This is a genomic window from Kribbella kalugense (assembly GCF_004365875.1).
GTDB classification, from domain to species: Bacteria; Actinomycetota; Actinomycetes; order Propionibacteriales; family Kribbellaceae; genus Kribbella; species Kribbella kalugense.
The window spans coordinates 1,904,484-1,924,642 of record NZ_SODF01000002.1 but is presented as its reverse complement, the minus strand read 5'-3'; the positions used below and the strand labels follow the sequence as shown (position 1 = coordinate 1,924,642).

Annotated in this window: 14 protein-coding genes; 5 read left to right on the top strand and 9 right to left on the bottom strand. The window is 67.0% G+C overall.

Annotated elements, in window-relative coordinates:
- Positions 1–5: 5 nt before the first annotated feature.
- From EV650_RS27070 to EV650_RS27050, 5 genes are read right to left on the bottom strand one after another with little or no spacing between them, the layout of a single operon-like run.
- The gene (locus EV650_RS27070; protein ID WP_238174476.1) at positions 6–2,027 is read right to left on the bottom strand and encodes an alpha-amylase family protein; all 2,022 of its coding nucleotides are present in this window, start codon (positions 2,025–2,027) and stop codon (positions 6–8) included.
- Positions 2,024–3,487 (bottom strand): glycoside hydrolase family protein, encoded by a 1,464-nt coding sequence (locus EV650_RS27065; RefSeq protein WP_134121794.1) that lies wholly within the window; start codon positions 3,485–3,487, stop codon positions 2,024–2,026. Before EV650_RS27065 ends, EV650_RS27070 begins: the two co-directional genes overlap by 4 nt.
- Positions 3,484–4,299: a carbohydrate ABC transporter permease gene (locus EV650_RS27060; RefSeq protein WP_238174475.1), complete on the bottom strand. Its 816-nt coding sequence runs from the start codon at positions 4,297–4,299 to the stop codon at positions 3,484–3,486. Before EV650_RS27060 ends, EV650_RS27065 begins: the two co-directional genes overlap by 4 nt.
- Positions 4,296–5,231 carry a carbohydrate ABC transporter permease gene (locus EV650_RS27055; RefSeq protein WP_238174474.1) on the bottom strand — a complete coding sequence of 312 codons (936 nt, stop codon included), beginning with the start codon at positions 5,229–5,231 and terminating at the stop codon, positions 4,296–4,298. The genes EV650_RS27060 and EV650_RS27055 overlap by 4 nt, the downstream gene beginning before the upstream one ends.
- 5 nt (positions 5,232–5,236) lie before the next feature.
- Positions 5,237–6,538: an ABC transporter substrate-binding protein gene (locus EV650_RS27050; protein WP_134121792.1), complete on the bottom strand. Its 1,302-nt coding sequence runs from the start codon at positions 6,536–6,538 to the stop codon at positions 5,237–5,239.
- 159 nt (positions 6,539–6,697) lie between these two features.
- Here EV650_RS27050 and EV650_RS27045 point away from each other — a divergent pair, with 159 nt between their 5' ends.
- Positions 6,698–7,675 carry a LacI family DNA-binding transcriptional regulator gene (locus tag EV650_RS27045; protein WP_166678281.1) on the top strand — a complete coding sequence of 326 codons (978 nt, stop codon included), beginning with the start codon at positions 6,698–6,700 and terminating at the stop codon, positions 7,673–7,675.
- On the opposite strand, the gene EV650_RS27040 is transcribed toward EV650_RS27045, so the two are convergent.
- Both EV650_RS27040 and EV650_RS27035 read right to left on the bottom strand, forming a co-directional pair.
- Positions 7,672–8,529 carry an LLM class F420-dependent oxidoreductase gene (locus tag EV650_RS27040; protein ID WP_134121790.1) on the bottom strand — a complete coding sequence of 286 codons (858 nt, stop codon included), beginning with the start codon at positions 8,527–8,529 and terminating at the stop codon, positions 7,672–7,674. The genes EV650_RS27045 and EV650_RS27040 overlap by 4 nt on opposite strands.
- Positions 8,526–9,089, bottom strand: a complete 564-nt coding sequence (locus EV650_RS27035) for a TetR/AcrR family transcriptional regulator (RefSeq protein WP_134121789.1) — start codon at positions 9,087–9,089, stop codon at positions 8,526–8,528. The genes EV650_RS27040 and EV650_RS27035 overlap by 4 nt, the downstream gene beginning before the upstream one ends.
- A gap of 166 nt (positions 9,090–9,255) precedes the next feature.
- Here EV650_RS27035 and EV650_RS27030 point away from each other — a divergent pair, with 166 nt between their 5' ends.
- Positions 9,256–14,025 carry a sialidase family protein gene (locus EV650_RS27030; protein WP_134121788.1) on the top strand — a complete coding sequence of 1,590 codons (4,770 nt, stop codon included), beginning with the start codon at positions 9,256–9,258 and terminating at the stop codon, positions 14,023–14,025.
- 43 nt (positions 14,026–14,068) lie between these two features.
- Here the strand turns inward: EV650_RS27030 and EV650_RS27025 are convergent, their stop codons facing one another.
- The gene (locus EV650_RS27025) at positions 14,069–16,957 is read right to left on the bottom strand and encodes a S8 family peptidase (protein WP_166678280.1); all 2,889 of its coding nucleotides are present in this window, start codon (positions 16,955–16,957) and stop codon (positions 14,069–14,071) included.
- 143 nt (positions 16,958–17,100) lie between these two features.
- On the opposite strand from EV650_RS27025, the gene EV650_RS27020 reads away from it, so the two are divergent.
- Genes EV650_RS27020 through EV650_RS27010 form a run of 3 tightly spaced genes read left to right on the top strand, consistent with a single transcriptional unit; the run spans position 17,101 to position 19,691 of the window.
- The gene (locus EV650_RS27020; protein ID WP_369409962.1) at positions 17,101–18,195 is read left to right on the top strand and encodes a glycosyltransferase family 2 protein; all 1,095 of its coding nucleotides are present in this window, start codon (positions 17,101–17,103) and stop codon (positions 18,193–18,195) included.
- The gene (locus tag EV650_RS27015; RefSeq protein WP_134122702.1) at positions 18,179–19,330 is read left to right on the top strand and encodes a hypothetical protein; all 1,152 of its coding nucleotides are present in this window, start codon (positions 18,179–18,181) and stop codon (positions 19,328–19,330) included. Before EV650_RS27020 ends, EV650_RS27015 begins: the two co-directional genes overlap by 17 nt.
- A 16-nt stretch (positions 19,331–19,346) precedes the next feature.
- Positions 19,347–19,691 carry a YciI family protein gene (locus EV650_RS27010; RefSeq protein WP_134121786.1) on the top strand — a complete coding sequence of 115 codons (345 nt, stop codon included), beginning with the start codon at positions 19,347–19,349 and terminating at the stop codon, positions 19,689–19,691.
- Here the strand turns inward: EV650_RS27010 and EV650_RS27005 are convergent.
- Complete coding sequence (locus tag EV650_RS27005) at positions 19,688–20,119, bottom strand: GNAT family N-acetyltransferase (RefSeq protein WP_134121785.1); 432 nt, start codon at positions 20,117–20,119, stop codon at positions 19,688–19,690. The genes EV650_RS27010 and EV650_RS27005 overlap by 4 nt on opposite strands.
- Positions 20,120–20,159: the final 40 nt, after the last annotated feature.

Sequence of the window (20,159 nt, the reverse complement as noted above, 5' to 3'; positions counted from 1 at the left end):
GCTCCTTAGCTCAGTACTACGACTTCGTGATCGGTGATCCGGTCTACCTCGACCGTAATCCAGCCGTCCTGTTCCTTCACTTCTACCTCATCACCCGAGACGAGGAGCCGCGCCCGCCCGCCGCTCGCCCTGAGCGACACCGTGAACGGACCCGCGGGCGTGAACTCCTCCAGCCGACCGCGCCAAGCACCGCCCTGATCCAGGTTGACCAGGTGCAGGATGTGCCGGTCGCCCTGCCGGTAGAGCTGACAGTCCAGTACGCCGGCACCCTCGACACGCAGCGGGATGCCGTCGTGACGGACCAGGTTGGCCAGTAGCTGACCGTGATCCGGGTGGTGATGCTTCGCGTACTGACGGTCGAGATCGGCCGCGAGGTACGCCGTACGCTCACCGAGCACCAGCGCCGGGACATCGCTGCGCGGCTCCTCCATCCACGACTTCTCCGGCGGATAAATCGGGAACGGCGGAATCCAGGTGAGCGCCGGCTTGTCAGCCTCCACAACTTCGAGCTGTCCACCGAACGGCAGCACGTCCGTGTCCCCGTCGAAAACCGATCGGTCCTCGATCCGCAGGTAGCTGTGACTCTCGTAGTTCTCCCAGTCGGTGACCGTACCGTCGCCGAGCCTCTTGCCTGCGTGCCGGACGCCCAGCAATTGCCCCAGCGCCCACTCGTCCCGGCGATCGCCCCACTCGTCGTAGAGCCCCGATTCCCCGGTAACAACCAGACGGCCGCTGTAGGCCTGCAACTGTGCGATCTGCTCGTCGGTCAGCACCCCGACGTTCGGCACCACGATCACCTGGAAGCGCTCATCCACCTCAGTCGTAGGCAGGTACGGGATCCGCGCCCGCACAAGCGCATCCACCCATCCACGATAGGGCAGCTGGCTGACCTCCTCCGGGGAGTCCTGACCGTGGAAGTCCACACTGCGCTGACTCCACAGCAGCCCGACCGTTGCCACCGGCTCCCGATCGACGAGGTACTCCTCGTTGGCCTCATGCCAGGTGAACAAGGGCTCCGCGGTCGCGTACTGCCGCCGGTCGTCGTGCACCGAACCGATGTGGTGCCACCACGGCTGGATACCGCCGGCCCAGCCCTCGATCGCCCACATCCGCGCCTCCGGCTCGGGCTTGCTCCCGAGCCGGAACGTCGGTACGCCGGCGTCGTACATCGCGGTACTCTCCGGGATCAGCGTGTCCCAGCCGAGCAGCCCGTGCAGCCGTTTGCCGGTGTCCGCGTTCGCCTGGAACCCGGACTCCTCGTGCCGCCACTGCGAGTCCAGCATGAAGATCGACGCCCGCTTGCAGATCTCGACGTCGTCGCGCAGCCTCTTGCTCTGGGCAACGACCTCACCCCCGTTCATCCCGATCCACAAGCAGTCCGGACCGCCCGCCCGACGGGTCACCTCGTTGTTCAGGTCCCAGACCGCCAGCCGCTGGTCGTAGCTCCACCGGATCCACTGCCGGTACGCCGGATCCGCCCAGTCGGGCTTGACCGGGAGATCCTGGCCGAAGCTGTCCCGGCAGTTCGGGCAGTAGCAGATCGAGTCCCGCCCGAGCCCGGACCAGCTGTTGTCGGTCAACCCGTCCGGCGCGGTGCGTTCGATGATCTCCTCGAGGATCTCGGTCAGGAACTCCTTGTAGTACGGGCCTGTCACGCAGGCTACGTACAGCTTGCCGGCCCGATAAGGGTTGCCGTCGGCATCGATCGCGAACCAGTCCGGATGCGCGTCGTACAACGGCTGGTGGGCACGGTTCGAGTCCATCCGCGCCAGCACGCTCAGGCCGTCAGCGCGGGCAAGGTCGACGATCTCGCCGTACAGATCCCGGTCGCCAAGGAATTCGGCCCGGTGCTGCAGCTCGAACTTGCTCGGGTAGTACGCGACGATCCCGCCGGCGTTGACGATCACCCCTTGGATCTTGGTACGACGCCATTGCTGCCGCCACCAGTCGGCGTCGTACCGGGCCGGATCCTTCTCGGTGAGGTTGGTCTGCGCCCACCTCAGTGTCCGTTGATACCAAGGTTTCACTTGAGACTCCGGACCGCGTCGCCCGCACCGGATACGTTCTCCAGCAGCATCTCGGAGTACTTGCGACTCAGTACGACGCCCTCCGCGCCACCCTCGAACGCGGCCAGCGTCGCGTCCCGCACGGACTCGCGGGTGCACGCGGTGAGCTCACCCTCGTTGTCGTCCCAGTTGATCTTGGTCCCGACATCGCGAGGCTTCTCCAGCCCCCGCTGCTTCGCGACGCCGACCGGGATGTCGATGTCGATTCCTGGGTAAATGGCGCTCTGCCCGCCGACCCCGGCCACGGCCCGCTCGGTCTCCCGCCGTACGTAGTCCGCGCTGAAGCCGGTCTGCGGCAGCTTCTCGTACGAACCCTCGTCGAGCTGCAGCAGCTTCATCATCAGCGGGTAGACGTCCTCGGGCTCCGCGTCGGCGAACAGGGCACCGCAGATGCTCTTTACCCAGGTGAAGAACCGCGGGCCGGCGCAGTTGTTGTAGATGACGACCTTGATGAAGTCGGAGAACTTCGCCATCTCGGTGTAGTCCTGGTCGGCCCGATAGAACGGGCTGAACGAGATGTTGTGGTAGACGTGCCAGCCGACCTGCACCTCGGGCGAGATCGCCTTCGCGACGCCGTAGATGTCGCGGTACAGCTGCCGCTGACTCTCGGTCCACAGCGTCTGCCAGGCCAGTACTTCGGGGAAGTTGAGCAGGATCCGCCAGAACGTCACGAACGCGCCGTCCACCGGCCGCTCACCCGCACCGACCCGCTGGTTCCACTCGACCAGCTCGCGGTACCCCTGCATCGCGCGGGCGACGTCGATCCCGCGCTCGCGCGCGACCTGCTTGCAGTGCGAGCAGAAGCAGCCGATCTCGGACACGTCGACTGTGCCCTGCATCAGCATGTTCAGCGGACCGGGCCGTTCCGAGCACCAGGCGAGGCCGTCGAGCTGGTAGTTCTGCACGTAGTCCTCGACGAATCCGAGGTGCCAGTTGCGGTAGTCCGGGTTGTTGAAGCACGGCCGCCGACCCGGTCGGCCCCACGCGTCCACCTCGAGTACCTTGGCGAAGTTCGGGTACGTACGTAGTTCGCGAGCGCCCCCGCTCTCCTCCATCCAGGCGAACGACTTCATCCCGCGCTCGCGGGCCTTCGGCACGACCTCGGCCAGCAGGTCCAGCGACGGGTGCTCAGGCGCCCGGCCGACCGCGCCGAGCACGGTGTTCCCGTAGTACTGCGGGTGCGGCGTCGCGTAGTTGCCGCCGACCCAGCCGAGGTCGTACTCCGAGACCCCGTGGTCCGGGATCGGATGGCCGGGAATCTGCCGCCCGCCGGTACCCCGGGTCCAGGTCGGCGTGGCCAGGAACAGCGCGTTCACCGCGCCGCGCTCGGCCAGGATGTCTAGTGTCTGGTCGACGCCTTCGTCGACGAACGAGATGGCTCCGATCTGCATGGCAACGAGCCGGTCCGGCACGGTGCTCACCCCTTCATTCCTGTCATCGTGATGCCTTGGATGAAATAGCGCTGGGCAAAGAGGAAGACGGCGATGACCGGTACGACGGAAATCGTCGCGCCCGCCATCAGCAGACTGATCTTGGTGAAGTACTCGCCCTGGAACTGGGCGAGTGCCACCGGCAACGTCTGCAGGTTCTCGGACGTGATGTAGATCAACGGACCGAACAGGTCGTTCCACGATTCGAGGAAGGTGAAGACCCCGATCGCGGCGAGCGCCGGTTTGGTCTGCGGCAGCATGATCCGCCAGTAGATGCCGAACGTGGACGCGCCGTCGATCTTGCCGGCGTCCTCGAGCTCGTTCGGAATGGTCAGGAACGACTGCCGCATGAGGAAGGTCGCGAACACCGGTGTGAGTACTTTCGGCACCCACAGCGGGTACTGCGTGTCCACCCAGCCGATGTGCTGGAAGACGATGTACTGCGGGATCAGGTACGCGATGCCCGGGATGATCGACGTGGCGAGGAGCACCATGAACGCGATGTCCCGGCCGGCGAACTTCAGTCGCGCGAACGCGTAGCCGGCCATCGACGCGACGATCAGAATGCCGATCACGTTCAGACCGGCGAGTTTCACGCTGTTCCACAGGAACACCGGAATCAGGTCGAACACCTCGCCGTAGTTGCTCCACTGCGTGTCCGTGGGCAGGAACTTCGGCGGCGAACTGAGCACCTTCGCCTCGGGCCGCAGTGATGCGCTGATCATCCAGACCAGCGGCGCCAGGAACGCCACCGCGAACAACGACATCACGACGTACTGGGAAGTCTTTCCGACGATTCTCATGAGTAGAACACCCACCTCTTCTGCAGCTTCCACTGCAGGAAGGTGACGGCCGCGATCACCACGAACAGGATCCATGCCATCGCCGAGGCGTAGCCGACCTTCCCGTAGCTGAAGGCGTTCTGATAGATGTTGTAGATGTAGACGCTGGTGGCGTGGCCGGGCCCGCCCTTGGTCATCACGTAGATCAGGCCGAACACCTGGAACGACGAGATGAACTGCGTGATCAGCAGGAACAGGAAGTGCGGCGTCAGCAGCGGCAACGTGATGAACCGCAGCCGCTGCCACGCGCCGGCGCCGTCGATCCTCGCGGACTCGTAGAACTCGTTCGGCAGGCCCTGCAGGCCCGCGAGCAGGATGATCATCGGGTAGCCGATGCCCTGCCAGACACTGACCATGATCACAGCCGGCATCGCCCAGCTCGAGCTCGACAGCCATTGCGGGCCGTTGATCCCGAGCTGGTGGAGCAGGCCGTTGATCACGCCGTTGTCCGGCTGGAAGAACCAGAACCAGACGAACCCGATCGCGACCACGTTCGTCACGTACGGCGCGAAGTACGCCGTCCGGAAGAACGCGACGCCCTTGATCGGCCGAGCGCACAGTAGTGCCAGGATCAGCCCGATGCCGATCGTCAGCGGGATGCTGGCCAGGGTGAAGTAGACGGTGTTCTTGAACGTCTGCAGGAACAGCGGGTCGTCGGTGAACATCTCGGTGAAGTTCTTCAGCCCGACGAACTTCGGTGGAGCGATGCCGTTCCAGTCGGTCAGCGAGGCGCCGATCGAGACCAGGATCGGGAAGAACTGGAAGGCCACCACCCCGACCACGATCGGGCTGATGAACAGCCAGCCGGTCAGGTTCTGTTTCCGGCGGGCCCGGCGTACGTCGGCGGTGCTGACCGCGCTGGAGGTGTCGCGCGCCATCGTGATGGTTGCCATCGACATCAACCCTTCAAGGCGTTCTCCACCTGTGGTTTGACCTGCTGGAGAACGTCACCGACCGGCTTCTCGCAGTTGTAGGCCGTGTCCAGTGCGGGCCGGTACAACTCGCGGGCGCCGATCGTGTTCTTGGTCTGGTTGGTCGCGGTCAGGTGCTTGGCCGCCTCGGCGAAGAGCGAGATGTGCGCCGGCGCCTTCCCGTTCGGAGCCAGGTCGGCTGCCGCCTTGAGGTTGATCGGCGTGAAGGCACCGCCTTGCAGCAGAATCTTCCCGCCTTCCTCGCTGGCCAGGTACTTCAGCAGCGCCCAGGCCTGATCGGGGTTCTTCGCCTTCTTCGGGATGCAGAACACGATCACGCTGGACTCGGTCTTCTGCTCCACGTCACCAGGCGGTGGAGCGACGTCCCAGGTGAAGTCCTTGATCGCGGACCGCATGTACGGAACCGTGCCGAAGGTCGCGAACATCATCGCGATCTTGCCCTGGGCAAACATCTGGTTCTGGATGCTGTCTTGCTGCAGCGCGGACCACGGCGGTTGCACCTTGTCCTTGCAGGTCAGGTCGGTCGCCCACTGCAATGCCTCGGACTCCTTCGAGTCCGACAGCGTGAACTGCGTGCCGTCCTTGGAGAAGATGCCGGTCTGGCTGCCGTGGTTGACCGTGAACGTCTGCTCGTAGCCGGTGTCCAGGTAGACCAGCGCGCCGTACTGCTTCTTCGCCGGATCGGTGAGCTTCTTGGCCTTGGCCTCGAAGTCGGACCAGGTCCAACCGGTCGACGACCAGGTCGTCGGCGGCAGCGGTACGCCGGCCTGCTTGAAGAGATCGACGTTGTAGAAGATCAGCCGCGGCTCGTACCCGAGCACCCAGGCGGTGTGCGAACCGTCGGGCTGCTGCGGGAAGTCGAACGTCTCCTTGGCGAACTGCGACGTGTCGAGTTTGTCCTTCTCGATGTACGGCTTCAGGTCCAGCAGCGCCCCCTGGGTGGAGAAGCCGCGGACGAAGTCGTCGTTGATCCGCATCACGTCGGGCGGGCTGCCGCCTGCGATCAGCGTGCGCATCTTGGTGTCGTATTCCTGGGTGACCGCGGGCTGGATGGTGACGTGGGATCCGGACTGCTTTTCGAAGGCCTGGATCGCCTGTTCCAGCGGGTTGCCCTTGACCTGTTCCCAGTTGAGGAAAGTCAGGCCGTTCTTGCTGCCGCCACTGGCAGCGCCGTTACCACCGCAGCCGGCTAGAGCACCGGCGGCGGTGAGACCCCCTAGGCCTGCGAGAAACCTGCGGCGGCTCAGGTTGGAGAGGTTGGTCTGCACCGGAATCTCCGATCCGCGAGGGGTGAATACGTATACAATGAATACGTATACAGAGATCTCCGGGCGTGGTCAACGGCCTATGGCCACACTCTTCAGTAGGGTTCGGTTTCCGGGGACGAGGGGAGGCGGATGATGTCACGACCACCGACGAGCCGCGACTTGGCACGTCTTGCGGGGGTGTCGCAGGCGACCGTGTCGCGGGTGCTGACCAACAATCCGAAGGTCAACGCGGAGACCCGCGCGCGAGTTCTGCAGGTGCTGAAGGACGCGAACTACACGCCGAACGCGCTGGCCCGCGCGATGAAGACCGGGCGGACCGACACCATCGGCGTGTTCATGACCCGGGTGACCAGCCCGTTCCACGCCGAGCTGCTGGACGAGATCGGCCGGGTGCTGAGCTCGATGGGTCTGCACATGATCCTGTGGAACATCGAGCACGATCCCGAGGAGACGATCGCGGCGGTGGTGCAGCAGCGCCTGGTCGACGGGTTCCTGCTCACCTCGGCGACGTACGACTCGACGCTGCACACGATGGCGGTCACGTCCGGCACCCCGACCGTACTGCTGCACCGCGGGATCGACGGGCTCGACTGCGACCAGGTCGTCGGCGACAACTGGCAGGGCGCGTACGACGCCGGCCAGTACCTCGTCGACGCCGGCCACACCGACATCGGGCTGGTCACGCTGACCCACACCGGGAACACCTCGCGCGACCGCGACCTGGGCTTCCGCGCCGCTCTCGCCGACGCCGGCGTGAAGATCAAGCCGAGCAACGTGGTCTCGGTCGGCGTCCCGCACGCCGACGGTCACGCCGCCGCCGAGAAACTCCTGTCCCGCAAGAAGCCGCCGACCGCGATCTACACCGTCACCGACCTGCTGGCGTTCGGCATCCTCGACGGAGCCCGCGCGGTCGGCGCCCGGGTCCCCGACGACGTCTGGGTGATCGGCTTCGACAACACCGACATGGCCGCCTGGGAAGCCTTCGACCTGACGACCGTCGAGCAGCCCGTGCACGCGATCGTCGAGGCCGGCGTCGACCTCCTCCGCGACCGCATCACCAACCCCGACCGCCCGACCCAGGTCGTAACTCTCCCCTGCCCCCTGGTCATCCGAGGCTCAACCGCCAACCGACGTTAGGTCAGCGTCGGCAGCACCTCGGCGAGCACTTGGGCGTGTTCCTTCGGGTTCGACAGGCCCAGGTTCATCGTGTTCACGCTGATGTGGGTCGCGCCGAGGTCCCGCCAGCCGTCGACGAACGCCCGGCGCTCCTGCTCCGGTACGGCGGCGAGTGTGAGCCTCGCCTCGATTCCGATCGACTGTGGATCGCGCCCGGCCGCTTCGGCCGCCTGCCGGATCATCGCGATCTGCGCGCGAGCCTGGTCATCCGGAGCCGACTGTGGCATCCACCCGTCCCCGATCCGTCCGGTACGCCGCAGTACCGCGTCGGCGCCTCCGCCGAACCAGATCGGGATCTGCCGGCCGGGCAACGGATTCAGGCCGGCCTCCTCGACCCGGTCGAAGTCACCTTCGTACGTGATGACCGGATCGGACCACAGCTTGCGCAGCAACTCCACCTGCTGGGTCAACCGCGCTCCGCGCTTCTCGAACGGCACGCCGAGCGCGTCGTACTCGACCTTGTTCCACCCGATGCCGACGCCGAGCCGCAGCCGGCCGCCGCTCAGGATGTCGACCTCGATCGCCTGCTTCGCGACCAGCGCCGTCTGCCGCTGCGGCAGCACCAGTACGCCGGTCACCAGCTCGAGCTCGGTCGTGATCCCCGCCAGGAATCCGAACAGCACGAAAACCTCATGAAACAAGGACTTGTCGGTGTATCCGGTCCAGCCCGGCCGGTTCGCCGGATCCGCGCCGAGGACGTGGTCGTAGGCGAGCACATGGCTGTACCCGGCCTGCTCGACCGTATTCGCCCAGCCCCGCACCACGTTCGGGTCCGCGCCGATCTCGAGCTGGGGAAACACCGCACCGATCTTCACTTCGTAGCCTCCGGCAACAAGTCGATCAATCCCTGGACAGCAAGCTCGAACGGCTCGGTCGACCCGGCCGCCCGCGCCAGCACATACCCACCCTGCAACACCGCGGCGATGGTCGCGGCCGTCCGCTCCGGGTCCAGCGTCTGCGGGTACTCACCCGTCCGCTTGCCCTCCGCAACAACTTCCGCCAACCGGCCGCGCAACCACGCGAACGTCTCCGCGACCGGCGCCCGTAGGTCCGGATCCGCGATAACGTCCGGGTCCGCGGTCAGCCGCCCGACCTGGCACCCCTTGAGCACCTCCCGCTCCCGCTCGAGATACCCGGCGATCCGCTCGCCGGCCGTCCCGTCACCGCCCAACTGCACGTCGGCCGCCGCCCGCAGTTCCGCCCCCGACCGCTCGATCGCCGCTTTCGCCAGCTCCGCCTTCCCGGCGAAGTGGTGATACATGCTCCCCTGCCCCGCATCCGCAGCCCGCTGGATCGCCTTCGGCGAGGTCCCGACGTACCCCCGCTCCCACAACAACTCCTGCGTACTCCGAATCAACCGCTCAACCGTCTCCACCACACCACTGTACCCACAGGTACAGGCATCACGTTGCCCGGGCGGGCAGGGGTTGGGGGCGTTGGTGCGGTGGTGGGGGCAAAAGGTCGCGGGGTGTGAGGGGGTGCCCGCACTCTGCTGTAGGCCCCCCGGACGATCCGGGGGTTTTCGCTCCCGGGGGAGACGCATGAGGATGCAGGTACGGCGGCGCGCACATCGACGCGTCGGGTTGATGGTGATGTTGCTCGTGATCACCGGTCTGCTGGGGATCCGCCCGGCTACTGCGGCGACGCGGGCGGCGATGGTTGACGGAGACGGGTTGGCGGACGCGCTGCTCGGCAGCTACCTCGTGGTGGCTGACAAGCAAGAGCCGAAGGACCTGGTGACCAGCGCCGAGTCGCTCGACTGGCGGGCGACTCATCCCGCCGCGACCGCGGACGAGATCAGTGATCACCTGGCCGCCACCACGGCCCAGATCGATGCGAAGGTCGCCGACTATCTGTGGACGCGAAACGCCGCCGAGGCGGTCGGCGCGGCCATCGAGGCGATTCGCACGACGCCCGGCGCTGAACCGGCCGGGCCGAACCTGACGAAGCTGATCCTCTCGATTGTCGGGACGAACGACCCGTCGCAGTCCGGCAAGGCGCCGGACCGGATCAGCGGCGCGCAGCAGCAGATCAGCTGGAACGCCGAGTACTCGACGGCGCAGGCGTCTGTCTGGGCGGCCGTCGCGCAGACGGCCCGCGCCGACGCCGCCTTCAACAGCGGCTGGAACGCGACGCTGGGCGCGCCGCTGCACGTCAGCGCGGCCGCGAGCGGCCTCACCCTGGCGGGCACCGACCAGCTCAAGAACACCTTGGACTTCCCCAAGATCCTGTCCCAGCAGGGCCATCCCGACGAATACAAGCTGGCGACGACCGATCAGTTCAAGATCCTGACCGACAAGTTGTACGAGGCCCGCAAGAACGACCTCGGCACCCTGGAGCAGGCCGTCAAGGACAAGCCCGCCGGTACCTCCACTCCGGAGCCGACGCCAGAGCAACGCGCTGCGGCGAAGAAGGCCGCGGACGAGCGGGAGGCCAGGATCAACGACGCGAAGGCCGGGCTGACCGGGCTGGCCTTCCTGGCCGGGGTGGTCGACAAGGACCTCGCCCGGGAGATCAAGCTCTTCGGGGACGGTGCGATCCAGATCGCCGAGGCGGTCGACAAGGTGATCACCTCCGCCCAACTGGTGAACACCGTCTTCTCGCTCGCCGCCGTCGGGCTGACCGGCAACTTCATCGGCGCGATCAGCACGCTGGTCACGCTGTTCGCCGGCGCCGGCTCGGACGTCAACAAGCAGATCCTCGACGCGATCAAGGACCTGAAGCAGCAGATCGCCGATCTGCGCGTCCATCTGGACAAACAGTTCGACCGGATCGATCGAAAGCTGAACGGGCTGTATCTCGACATGATGAGCCAGTTCGACCGCATCAACGAGAACGTCCAGGAGGTTCAGGAGCAGGCCGGCTCCATCTCGACCAACCTCGCGAACGTCGAGAACCAGCTGCAGGTCCTCGGGGTCTCCTTGCTGCGCGCCATCCAGGCGCTCGGCGAGAGCAAGCTGTGGGACACGACGGACGCACTGATCGACTACAGCTACTACCGCCCGGGCAGTGTGCTCACCAAGGATCAGTACCTGCAGGGCGAGACCGCGTTCTACACCGCGGGCACGACGACGGCAGGGACCGACACGTACGTCGTACCGGAGGATGCGTACTCCGACGTCACCGGCAAGGTGGGTCAGGTGCTCGACCAGTACGGACCGTACGGCTCGATCTCGTTCCTCGGTGCCTACGCGAAGCGGAACCTGGACCCGAACTTCTCGGAGTCCGGACGAGTCGGCAACTCCTCGGTCTGGGAGCTGGCCGCGAACGGGTACAGCCTGCTGTCGAGCCAGAACCCGACCCTGGCCAAGAGCATCCTGCCGGCCCGCGCCGGCTTCGTCATCACTGCGGGCCGGGACATCCGCGACGCTGCCCAGTCGTTCAGCAAGCCTGCTGCCGACGGTACGACGAACCCGCTGTTCGGCCAGCTGCTCGGCAACTACACCTCGCAGACCGTGAAGCTGGCGAACGCGATCCAGGCGCGGGAGAAGAACGTCAAGGAGGGCAAGGAGTACGGGCTCTTCGACGGCCCCGAGCAGAACGTTCCGGAAGACGATCTGGTCAGTCCGCAGGACACCCCGCAATGCGGCGGCGGCGAGAATCTCCTGACGCCGGAGAACGTGAACGGCAAGGACCTGGCCGCCGCCGAGCAGTTCGCCCGGTACGCGCATCCGCAAGGTCCGAAGTACGACGTCTGCTGGAGCGCCGACTGGGTCAACCCGGGCGAGACCTCGGACATCGTCGGACCGTTCCTGATCACCGTGCGCTTCGCGGATCTGCGGGTGAAGTTCACCGAGAGTCTGACCTGGCCGGGCAGCGCGACGAAGGTCGCCCGGACCACAACGAAGGTCGTCGAGAACCACGTCACCTACCAGACCTGCAAGCAGTACTGGCAGCAAGGGCCGAACGAATGCGGTCCGGTGCTCGAGCCGTCGAAGCCGTTGATCGACAACTGGGAGAAGGGCGATCGGACGGCGTTCCAGCAGAACGCGACCATCGACGTACCGGCCGACACCGAGGCCGACGCCGTGACGCGGATGACGGAGTTCCTGAAGAACAAGCGGATCGACCACTACCGCGAGGCGGCAACAGCGCTCCGGCGCGAGCTGGACACCACGGCTGACGTCAACCTGACGGTCAAGCTGCTGCGTGCCTACACGCAGCTCGGCTTCCCGCGGGCGCTCGAGTCCGACGACAGCCTACGGGCGCTGCTGTTCGGCGACCATGCGATCTACGACAACACGTCGGACGACGGATTCACCTTCGCGGCCCTGCTCGACGCGGCGGCGGACAACCTGGCCGCCGGACAGGCACCGGAACAGCAGGATCAGCTCGAAGGCACCGACAACTGTCAGCGGCTGCCGGGGCTGGAAGGCGAGGATCCGTTCGCGGCCTGCCTGAGTTGGAGCGCAGCCGTTCGGCTGAACCGGCTGGCCGGCGTCTACGCCGACCACTTCAAGTCCCGGTGGGAAGGCGTCGACGAGACCTTGCCGCTGGTCCAGACGGCGATGCGCAATCTGCGGTTGGTCACGGATACGGTCAACCCTGGTACGGCGCCTGGTGCGCCGGCCGATGACCTGCCGGTGGACTCGCCCGCGCTGGCGACCTGGTCGGCGGCAACCCCAACCGCTGCGGCGCCGGCCCTGGACGACACGCCTGCTGTAACCAGCTTCAAGGGCGTTCAGTTCGCGCTCTGGCGCGGGAAGGACTCCGGGCTCTACCTGTCGTCGACAGCTGACGGGGTGACCTGGAGTGAAGCGTCGCAGGTGCTCGCCGGGCAGACGACGACTGCACGCCCGGCGCTCGCCGTACAGGGTGGAAACCTGGTCGCATCGTGGGCCGAGGGCAACAAGGTCCTGGTCGCAACGAGTCCGGATGGAGTGACCTGGTCGGCTCCGGTTCAGGTGACCGACCAGGCCGCTGCGAAGACCCTCGCCGCTGCCGGGACCGCGGGACCCGCTCTGAGTGTGCTGGGCGGCAAGATCTTCGTCGCCTGGAGGGGTGCGGGTGATGGTCTGTCGATTGCCGCGAGTGCGGACGGTCGAAGCTGGTCAGCTCCGGCAAATGCCGGTGATGGACGGACCACGGTCAGCCCGGCGATGGCGTCGTACAAGGGTCGGCTGGTGCTGCTGTGGCAGGAGGCCGCCGGCTCGGCTCTTCGCTCCGCGTCCAGCTCCGACGGTGCACAGTGGGTGCCTGGCGCAACAATTGGCGAGTCCAACGGCCCGGCGACCTTGACCGTGGGCGACACGCTCTACGCCGCTTGGAAGGGCGAAGACGGGTTCCGGGTTGCTGGGACCGCGGACGGCACCGGCTGGACCTCGGCGGTCGCGGCGGACAACTCTGGCGACACCGCGCCGGCCATCAACGCGTTCAACGGCCGAGTGTGGCTCAACTGGGCGGGTGGCGCTGACCAGCTGTGGTCGTCGTACGCCGGCCGTATCCAGCTGCGCAAGATCGCTACCTCGCTGGCCTTCGACGGAGCGCCGCGCGTCACCAACGGGGCGCCGGCCGAACTGCGGGCGAAGCTGGTCGAGTCGTCCGTAGGCCCGCTGGCTCGACGGACGGTCGCGCTGACACTGGGCGCCGGCGTCAACGAGCAGACCTGCTACGCCACAACCGACTTCACCGGGACGGCGCACTGCACGATCGGCGAGGTCAACCAGCCGTTGAACGATCAGGGCTCGGTGCCGTTGGCAGCGACGTACTCCGGTGATCGTGGGCACGAACGGTCAGTCGTCCGCGGTACGGCGCACCTCGAATACGTGACCGGCCGGGCCTACGGGATGTCAGCTGCGGTGAACCTGGCCGTGGTCAAGCTCGAGTTGCCGCCCGCACCGGACACCGGCGAAGTCCGCGCTACCGAGGCCAGGGTGAATGCACCGGCCTGCCAGGCAGCAGTCAACACCCTCGTGATCACCGCGAGCGCACTGTGCGCCAAGGTGGCGACCGCCGTCGAACCGAGTACGGCGACGGCGGTGAGTACTGCGGACAGCGTCCGGATCGGCATCCCCGGACTGGACGTGATCGAGGTGTCCGGCTTGACCGCCACCTCGACAAGCACCTGCACGAAGGCCAACGGTACGACGACGTTGACCCTGAAGATCGCCGGCAAACCGGTCACGGTCTCCGATGCCCCGAACTCGGGGATCGATCTCGGCGGCGCGGCTCGACTGGTGATCAATGAGCAGGTGCCGGTCGTCGGCGCTGACCACGGGCTCACGGTCAACGCCGTACACCTGACTGCTCTGGGCGGCGCGGTGGATGTGGTCGTTGGTTCGACCACCAGTGCTGCGCACAACTGCGGTTGATCGATTGGTTGCCCACCGCCTCTGGGGGCGGTGGGCAACCAATTCAGCTGACCGTGACGATCTTGTTGATCGAGTACGCCGGGGCGTGGTCGGCGTCGCCGGCGAAGTAGACGCGGTAGGCGATCTGGCCGCGGATGGCCGGCTTGATCCCGAACGCGTACTTACCGGAGCTGATCAGCTTCACCGAAGCGATCGACTTCCACACCTTGCTGCCGTACTGCTGCAGGTAGACGGCCTGCCCGGCGTGCGCAGGAGCGACGTACCCACTGAAGGCGGTCGTCTTGCCGAGCTTGATCGCCGTCGGCGCGAGGGTCGCGGAGATCGTCGGACGGACCTGCACGGTGATGTCCGCCGTACGGGTGCCCATCAGGTCGGCGTTGCCCGGGAACGTCAGCATGTACACCGACGACACGAGCGGCTTGTGCGTCACCGAGAGCGTCCCGGTGGAGGACGTCTTCAACGCCGCGAGCAGGGCGAACTTGGTCGAGTTCTTCGGCCGCACGTAGACGTTGACCGGCAGACCGGCGTACACCTTGTTGTCGATCCGCAGCGTGCTGCCCTTGATCGTGATCGCGCCGCCGTAGTTGATCAACGTCGACGTCACCGCGATCCCCGACTTCATCCCGAACAACTGCTTGATCGCGATCGGGCTGTAGTGACCGCCGCGGTCGACGACCCAGCCGGCGTAGGTGTACGTCGTGCCCTGTGCCAGCCCAGTGTTCTTCACCGATGTCCCGGTGCCCGAGTAGACGAGCGTGCCGGTGCTCGACGTCGGCGCCTTGCTGCCGACGTTGCGCCGTACGACCACCCGGTCGAGGTCCGTGGTCGGCGGGATCTCCCAGGCGAGGCTCGCGGCCAGGTACGCGCCGCTGCCGGTGAAGGTGGCCAGCTTCTGCGGTACCAGGTCCGGGGTGCTGAAGACCGTGCTGAACGGAGCCACCGCGGCACCGGAGGTCTCCACCACACCGGTCGCCGAGAGCTTGTACGGCGTTGCCTCAAGCAACGAAGCCTTCGGGGTGAGAATCGCCTGGTGCGACGACGGGTCGTAGGTCACGCCGGCCGGGACGACCGCGCCGGTCCAGCCGTTCAGGAGCTTCAGACCGCTGATAACGCTGTCCGCGGTGACCTCCGGAGCGAACGTGACCACCGGCTGGATCTCGGTGCTCTGGATGGTGGAGAGATCCGCGGGCAGGGCATCCAGGACCGGGTAGGTCGGGATCGGCGCGGTGCCGACGTTGCCGTCCGCATTGGTGACCTTCAGCGAGTACGCACGGCTGTCGCGCGACCCGTTGGCGTTGCGGACCGAGATGTAGGCGGTCTCGGCCGGGAGCGTGGCGTAGGTGCTGGCGGTCAGCGCCTGCGGGATCTCGTACCCGTCGCTGTCCACCGGCGGCACCGGCTTCTGGACGAACGCCAGCGGCTTGAGGGCGCTGTCGTACACCGAGACGACCGGTCCGAAGTTCTGCGCGTAGGTGCCCGAGTCGAACATCGCTCCGGTGACGTCGACGCGCACCTGGTGCGAGCCTGCGCCGGCCGGAACCTTGTACCAGTCGACGTCGCCCTCGACGCTGATCGTCGACGAGACCGCGACCCCGGCGATCAGCTCACCGGCGCGGGAGGGCTGGTCGTTCTTGTCGGCTGCGCCCATGGCGAAGTCCGTCGTCCGCGCGCCGCCGAGGGCGTAGTACGCGTCGAGGATGCCGGCGCCGTAGTACGGGTCGGTGCCGCGCGGGCCGGCGTCGCGGGCGGTCGCCTTCAGGCGGGCCATCACCTGCGCCGGGGTGAACGACGGCCACTTGTTCCGGACCAGGGCCGCGACACCGGCGACGATCGGAGACGAGAACGACGTACCCGCCATGCCGAGAAAGTACGGCTCGTAGCCGGCCGGGGTCCCTGCGCGGGGCGCGGTGCTGGTGATGTCGTAGCCCGGGGCGGCGATGTCGACCGTGTCGCCGTAGCTGCTGAAGCTGGTCAGCACGCCGGCGGAGTTGGTGGCGCCGACCGACAGGACCTCCGGGTACGCCCCGGGGAAGTGGTTCGACGAGTCGCCGCCGGTGTTGCCGGCCGCGGCGACCAGTACGACGCCCTTGGCGACCGCGTTCTGGATCGCGGTGTGCAGGACCGGGTCGTCGCCCTCGCCGCCGAGTGACATGTTGATCACCCGGACGCCGTTCTTGACCGCCCAGTTGATGCCGTTGATCAGGTTGCTGTCCTCGCCCGAGCCGGTGTCGTCGAGCACCTTGACCGGGCGGACCTTCGCGTTCCAGGCGACGCCGGAGACGCCGATCCCGTTCGCGGTACCGGCCGCGATGATGCCGGTCACCGCCGTACCGTGGCCGTCACCGTCGTTCGGCGCCAGGGCTGTGTTGAAGGTGTTGTAGCCGGGCAGCAGGTGGCCGGCCAGGTCCGGGTGGCCGGCGTCGACGCCGGTGTCGAGGACACCGATGTACTGGGTGCCGGCGGACTTCGAGAGGTCCCAGGCTTTGTCGACGCGGACGGTCGACAGGTACTTCTGGTAGTTCGTGTACAGCTCGTCGTTCGGGGTGGCCGACTTCTTCCGGATGTAGTTGAGCGAGGCAAGCTCCACCGACGGGTCGGCCTTGAACTTCTTCAGCAGTTCGGTCGCCGGGACGTCACCTGTGACCTTGACGACGTCGGCGGTGACGGACACATCCGGCGTGCCCTTCACCTTGGCCACCGCGGCCTTGCGGGCCGACGTGGTGGCCTTCGCCTTGAACTGGACGATCACGGACTTCGCGTCGTACGCGGGTCCGCTCGCACCGGGACTGAACTTCGCCTGGACCAGACGCGGCTCGGCAGACACCGAGGCGGTCCCGGACGACCCGGTGACAACCACCACCGACCCCGCAACCAGAGCAGCCGGCACAGCCAGCCGCAACCAACGAGCAGTACGAGACACCACAACCCCCATGAACCTCAATCGGGCGGACTGGACCACATAAGGTCCCTGCCCTAAATCGCTCACCACGCCACCGGCGTTACAACTTCTGCAACTTCCTGCAATTTCCGGACCGTGGACCGGCCGGAATGTGGGGGGATGTCACAAGGAGTTGGATGGGCGGTTGTTGGTTCGGACCGATAGTCTCGGGCGCCATGAGCACCTGCGTCGCCATTGCGGTGATTACCTTCAGGCGACCTGCTCTGTTGCGGGGGTTGTTGACGAGTTTGCAGGCTCAGGAGTTGCCTGCAGACGGGGACTACGCGATCCGGATCGTGGTGGTCGACAACGACGCCGAGGGGTCGGCGGCGCGGGTCATGGAGGAGTTCGGGGAAGGTACGCCGTACCCGATCGAATCGGTGGTGGAACCGGAGCCGGGCATTCCTTTCGCCCGGGAGCGGTCCGTCGAGCTGTGCTGGAACGACGACGCGCTGATCTTCGTCGACGACGACGAGGTGGCCCCGCCCGGCTGGCTCAAGACCCTGCTGAAGGCGTGGGAGTCGACCGGTGCCGACGTTGTCACCGGGCCGGTGAAGGGCAACCTCCCGCCCGGCGCCCCGGCCTGGAACCACTACAGCGACGTCCACGACTCGACTGGCCGGCACACCAGCGGCGAGGAGCTCCGGAAGGCGTACACGAACAACACCCTGGTCAGCCGCCGCGTCTACCACACGGTCACGCCGGGCTTCCATCCCGCGTTCCGGTACACCGGCTCCAGCGACCTGCACTTCTTCCTCCGCGTGCACCGGGCCGGGTTCCGGATCGTCTGGTCCGAGGAGGCGTGCATCCAGGAGGAGGTCCCGGTCGGCCGGACCACCCTGCGCTGGCTGGTACGGCGTGCGTTCCGCTCCGGCAGCGGGGACACGATCAGCCGGCTGCTGATCCGCCCGGGCGCGATCAGCTACGTACTCGTCCTGGCCTATGCTTCGGCCCGGGTGATCTCGGCGATCGGGTTCGCCCTCGCCGGGCTGCTGCTCGGCCGGAAGACGCACCTGCTGAAGGCAGTCCGCCGGTTCTTCTCGGGCGTCGGTAGCCTCGCCGGGATAGTAGGGATCAACCATGACGAGTACCGGGAACGGCACGGAGCCGGGTCCGACGGTGGCAAGTCTGTGCCAGGCGATCTGGCAGGTGGAGACGGACCTGGAGCTGCTCGGGTGGCAGATCAAAGGCGCTCACCCCTGGCCGATCATCCGGATGCGCGTCTTCCATGAGCTGACCCGCCGCAGCGGCATCCACGGCGCCCCTCACCCGGTACGACGTACGCCGTACGACAAGGCCGCCCTGGTCGGGAGGCACGTCACCGGGATCGTCGGCAGGTCCCCGTTCCCCGGCCGGTACGACGCTCTCGTCGTACCGCATCCGCGGAAACCGAACGGTGTCGAGATCTACACCGACGAGCTCCGCGCAGCGCTCGGCGGCAACGCCCTGATCCTCGACTCGGGCATCAACGGCACCCCGCTCCCCGGCAGCAAGAACCTCGACTTCTTCACGTCCGCCGCCGGCGCGATCCATCCCCGGACCGCCGACGACCGCGGCATCGGCCGAGCCCTCGAGGAACTGACCGGTGTCCGGATCCCGGTCGGCTCACTGATCGCCCGCGAAGTACCGAAGCACCTGCGGCTCCGATCCCTGTACCGCGCCCTGCTCAAGCGGCACCGGATCAAGACCGTGTACGTCGTGGTCGCGTACTTCCACCAGCACATCGTCGGCGCGGCCCGCGATCTCGGGATCCGCGTCGTCGAGCTGCAGCACGGCGCGATCAGCCCGTTCCACCTGGGCTACAGCTACCCGGGACGGCCCGTGGTCGCCGATCAGCCGGACGAGCTGTGGTGCTTCGGGTCGTACTGGACCGACGTCGCGGAGCTGCCGGCCGGGATGCGGACCGAGGTGATGGGCGCGACGTTCCTGCCGGCGCCTGGGCCGAAGGATCCGCGGCGGGTGGTGTTCCTCTCGCAAGGGACGGTCGGTGCGGAGCTCGTGCAGGTCGCGGATGCCGTGGCGAAGGAGCATCCGGAGCTGGAGGTCCTCTACCGGTTGCACCCGAGTGAGCGCGCGGAGGACTACGCGATCCCGGCCGGGGTGCAGTTGTCGACTGGCGGCAGCACACTCGATCTGCTCGCCACAGCGACGTACCAGGTCGGGGTGTCGACCACGGCGCTGTTCGAGGGCATGGCGCTCGGCTGCCGTACGGCGGTCGCTAATCTCCCCGGGCACGAGTACCTGGCGCCCGCGATCGCTAAGGGCCACGCGCTGCTGATGTCGCGGCCGGCCGAGCTCACTCAGGCGCCGCTCTGCGACGACCCGAGCAGCTACTACGCCCCGAGCAACCTCGCGCAGCTCATCTGACGGTTATCGTCTCGGCATGAGGTACATGCTGCTGCACAAGACCAACGACAGCCTGGAGGCCGGCAACCCGCCGGATCCGAAGATCCTCGAGCGGGCGGACGCCGTGCTGGAGGAGATGCGTCAGGCCGGGGTGCTGGTGCTCGGCGAGGGGCTGATGCCGAGCTCGCGCGGTGCGCGGGTCACGTTCCCGGCACCGGGTCAGCCGCGGGTGATGGACGGCCCGTTCGCTGAGACGAAGGAGCTCGTCGCGGGCGTCTCGATCATCCGCGTCGACAGCAAGGAGGAGGCCGTCCAGTGGGCCCTCCGCTTCGCCGAGGCCGACCCGTACACCCCGATCGACATCCTGGAGATCGCCGGCTAGAGCGTCATGTGCAGGATCGGGTAGGGCTTCCCGGTCTCATCGTGCTCACTGCGGGAGACGGTGCGGAAGCCGTGGAGTTGGTAGAAGCCGATCGCCTGCGGGTTCTGCTCGTTGACGTCGACCTTGGTGGCGGCGAAGTCCGCGAAGGCGTGCTCCAGTAGCAGGCTGCCGCCGCCCCGACCGCGGTACGCCGGGTCGAGGAAGAGCATCTCGACGTTGCCCTCAGCCACGCCGATGAACCCGATCAGCAGCCCGTCATCGGTCCGCAACCCGGCCAACTGCGGGATCTCCGCGAACGACGCCCGTACCAACGGCCGGAAGACGTCTAGATCCGACTCAGTGACGAAGTCATGCGTCGCCCGGACCGAGGCCTCCCACAACTCCGCAGCCCGCTCATACTCGTCGGGCCGGATCTCGCTGATCTTCATGCCACCCACCGTCGCACCGGCACCGGGGAGTGTCAGCCGA

Excerpts from the sequence above, each read along its gene's own strand:
- EV650_RS27060 (WP_238174475.1), bottom strand. The coding sequence starts at position 4,299 with ATGAGAATCGTCGGAAAGACTTCCCAGTACGTCGTGATGTCGTTGTTC.
- EV650_RS27055 (WP_238174474.1), bottom strand. The coding sequence starts at position 5,231 with ATGGCAACCATCACGATGGCGCGCGACACCTCCAGCGCGGTCAGCACC.
- EV650_RS27030 (WP_134121788.1), top strand. The coding sequence starts at position 9,256 with ATGAGGATGCAGGTACGGCGGCGCGCACATCGACGCGTCGGGTTGATG.
- EV650_RS27025 (WP_166678280.1), bottom strand. The coding sequence starts at position 16,957 with ATGGGGGTTGTGGTGTCTCGTACTGCTCGTTGGTTGCGGCTGGCTGTG.
- EV650_RS27020 (WP_369409962.1), top strand. The coding sequence starts at position 17,101 with ATGGGCGGTTGTTGGTTCGGACCGATAGTCTCGGGCGCCATGAGCACC.
- EV650_RS27015 (WP_134122702.1), top strand. The coding sequence starts at position 18,179 with ATGCGCGTCTTCCATGAGCTGACCCGCCGCAGCGGCATCCACGGCGCC.
- EV650_RS27010 (WP_134121786.1), top strand. The coding sequence starts at position 19,347 with ATGAGGTACATGCTGCTGCACAAGACCAACGACAGCCTGGAGGCCGGC.
- EV650_RS27005 (WP_134121785.1), bottom strand. The coding sequence starts at position 20,119 with ATGAAGATCAGCGAGATCCGGCCCGACGAGTATGAGCGGGCTGCGGAG.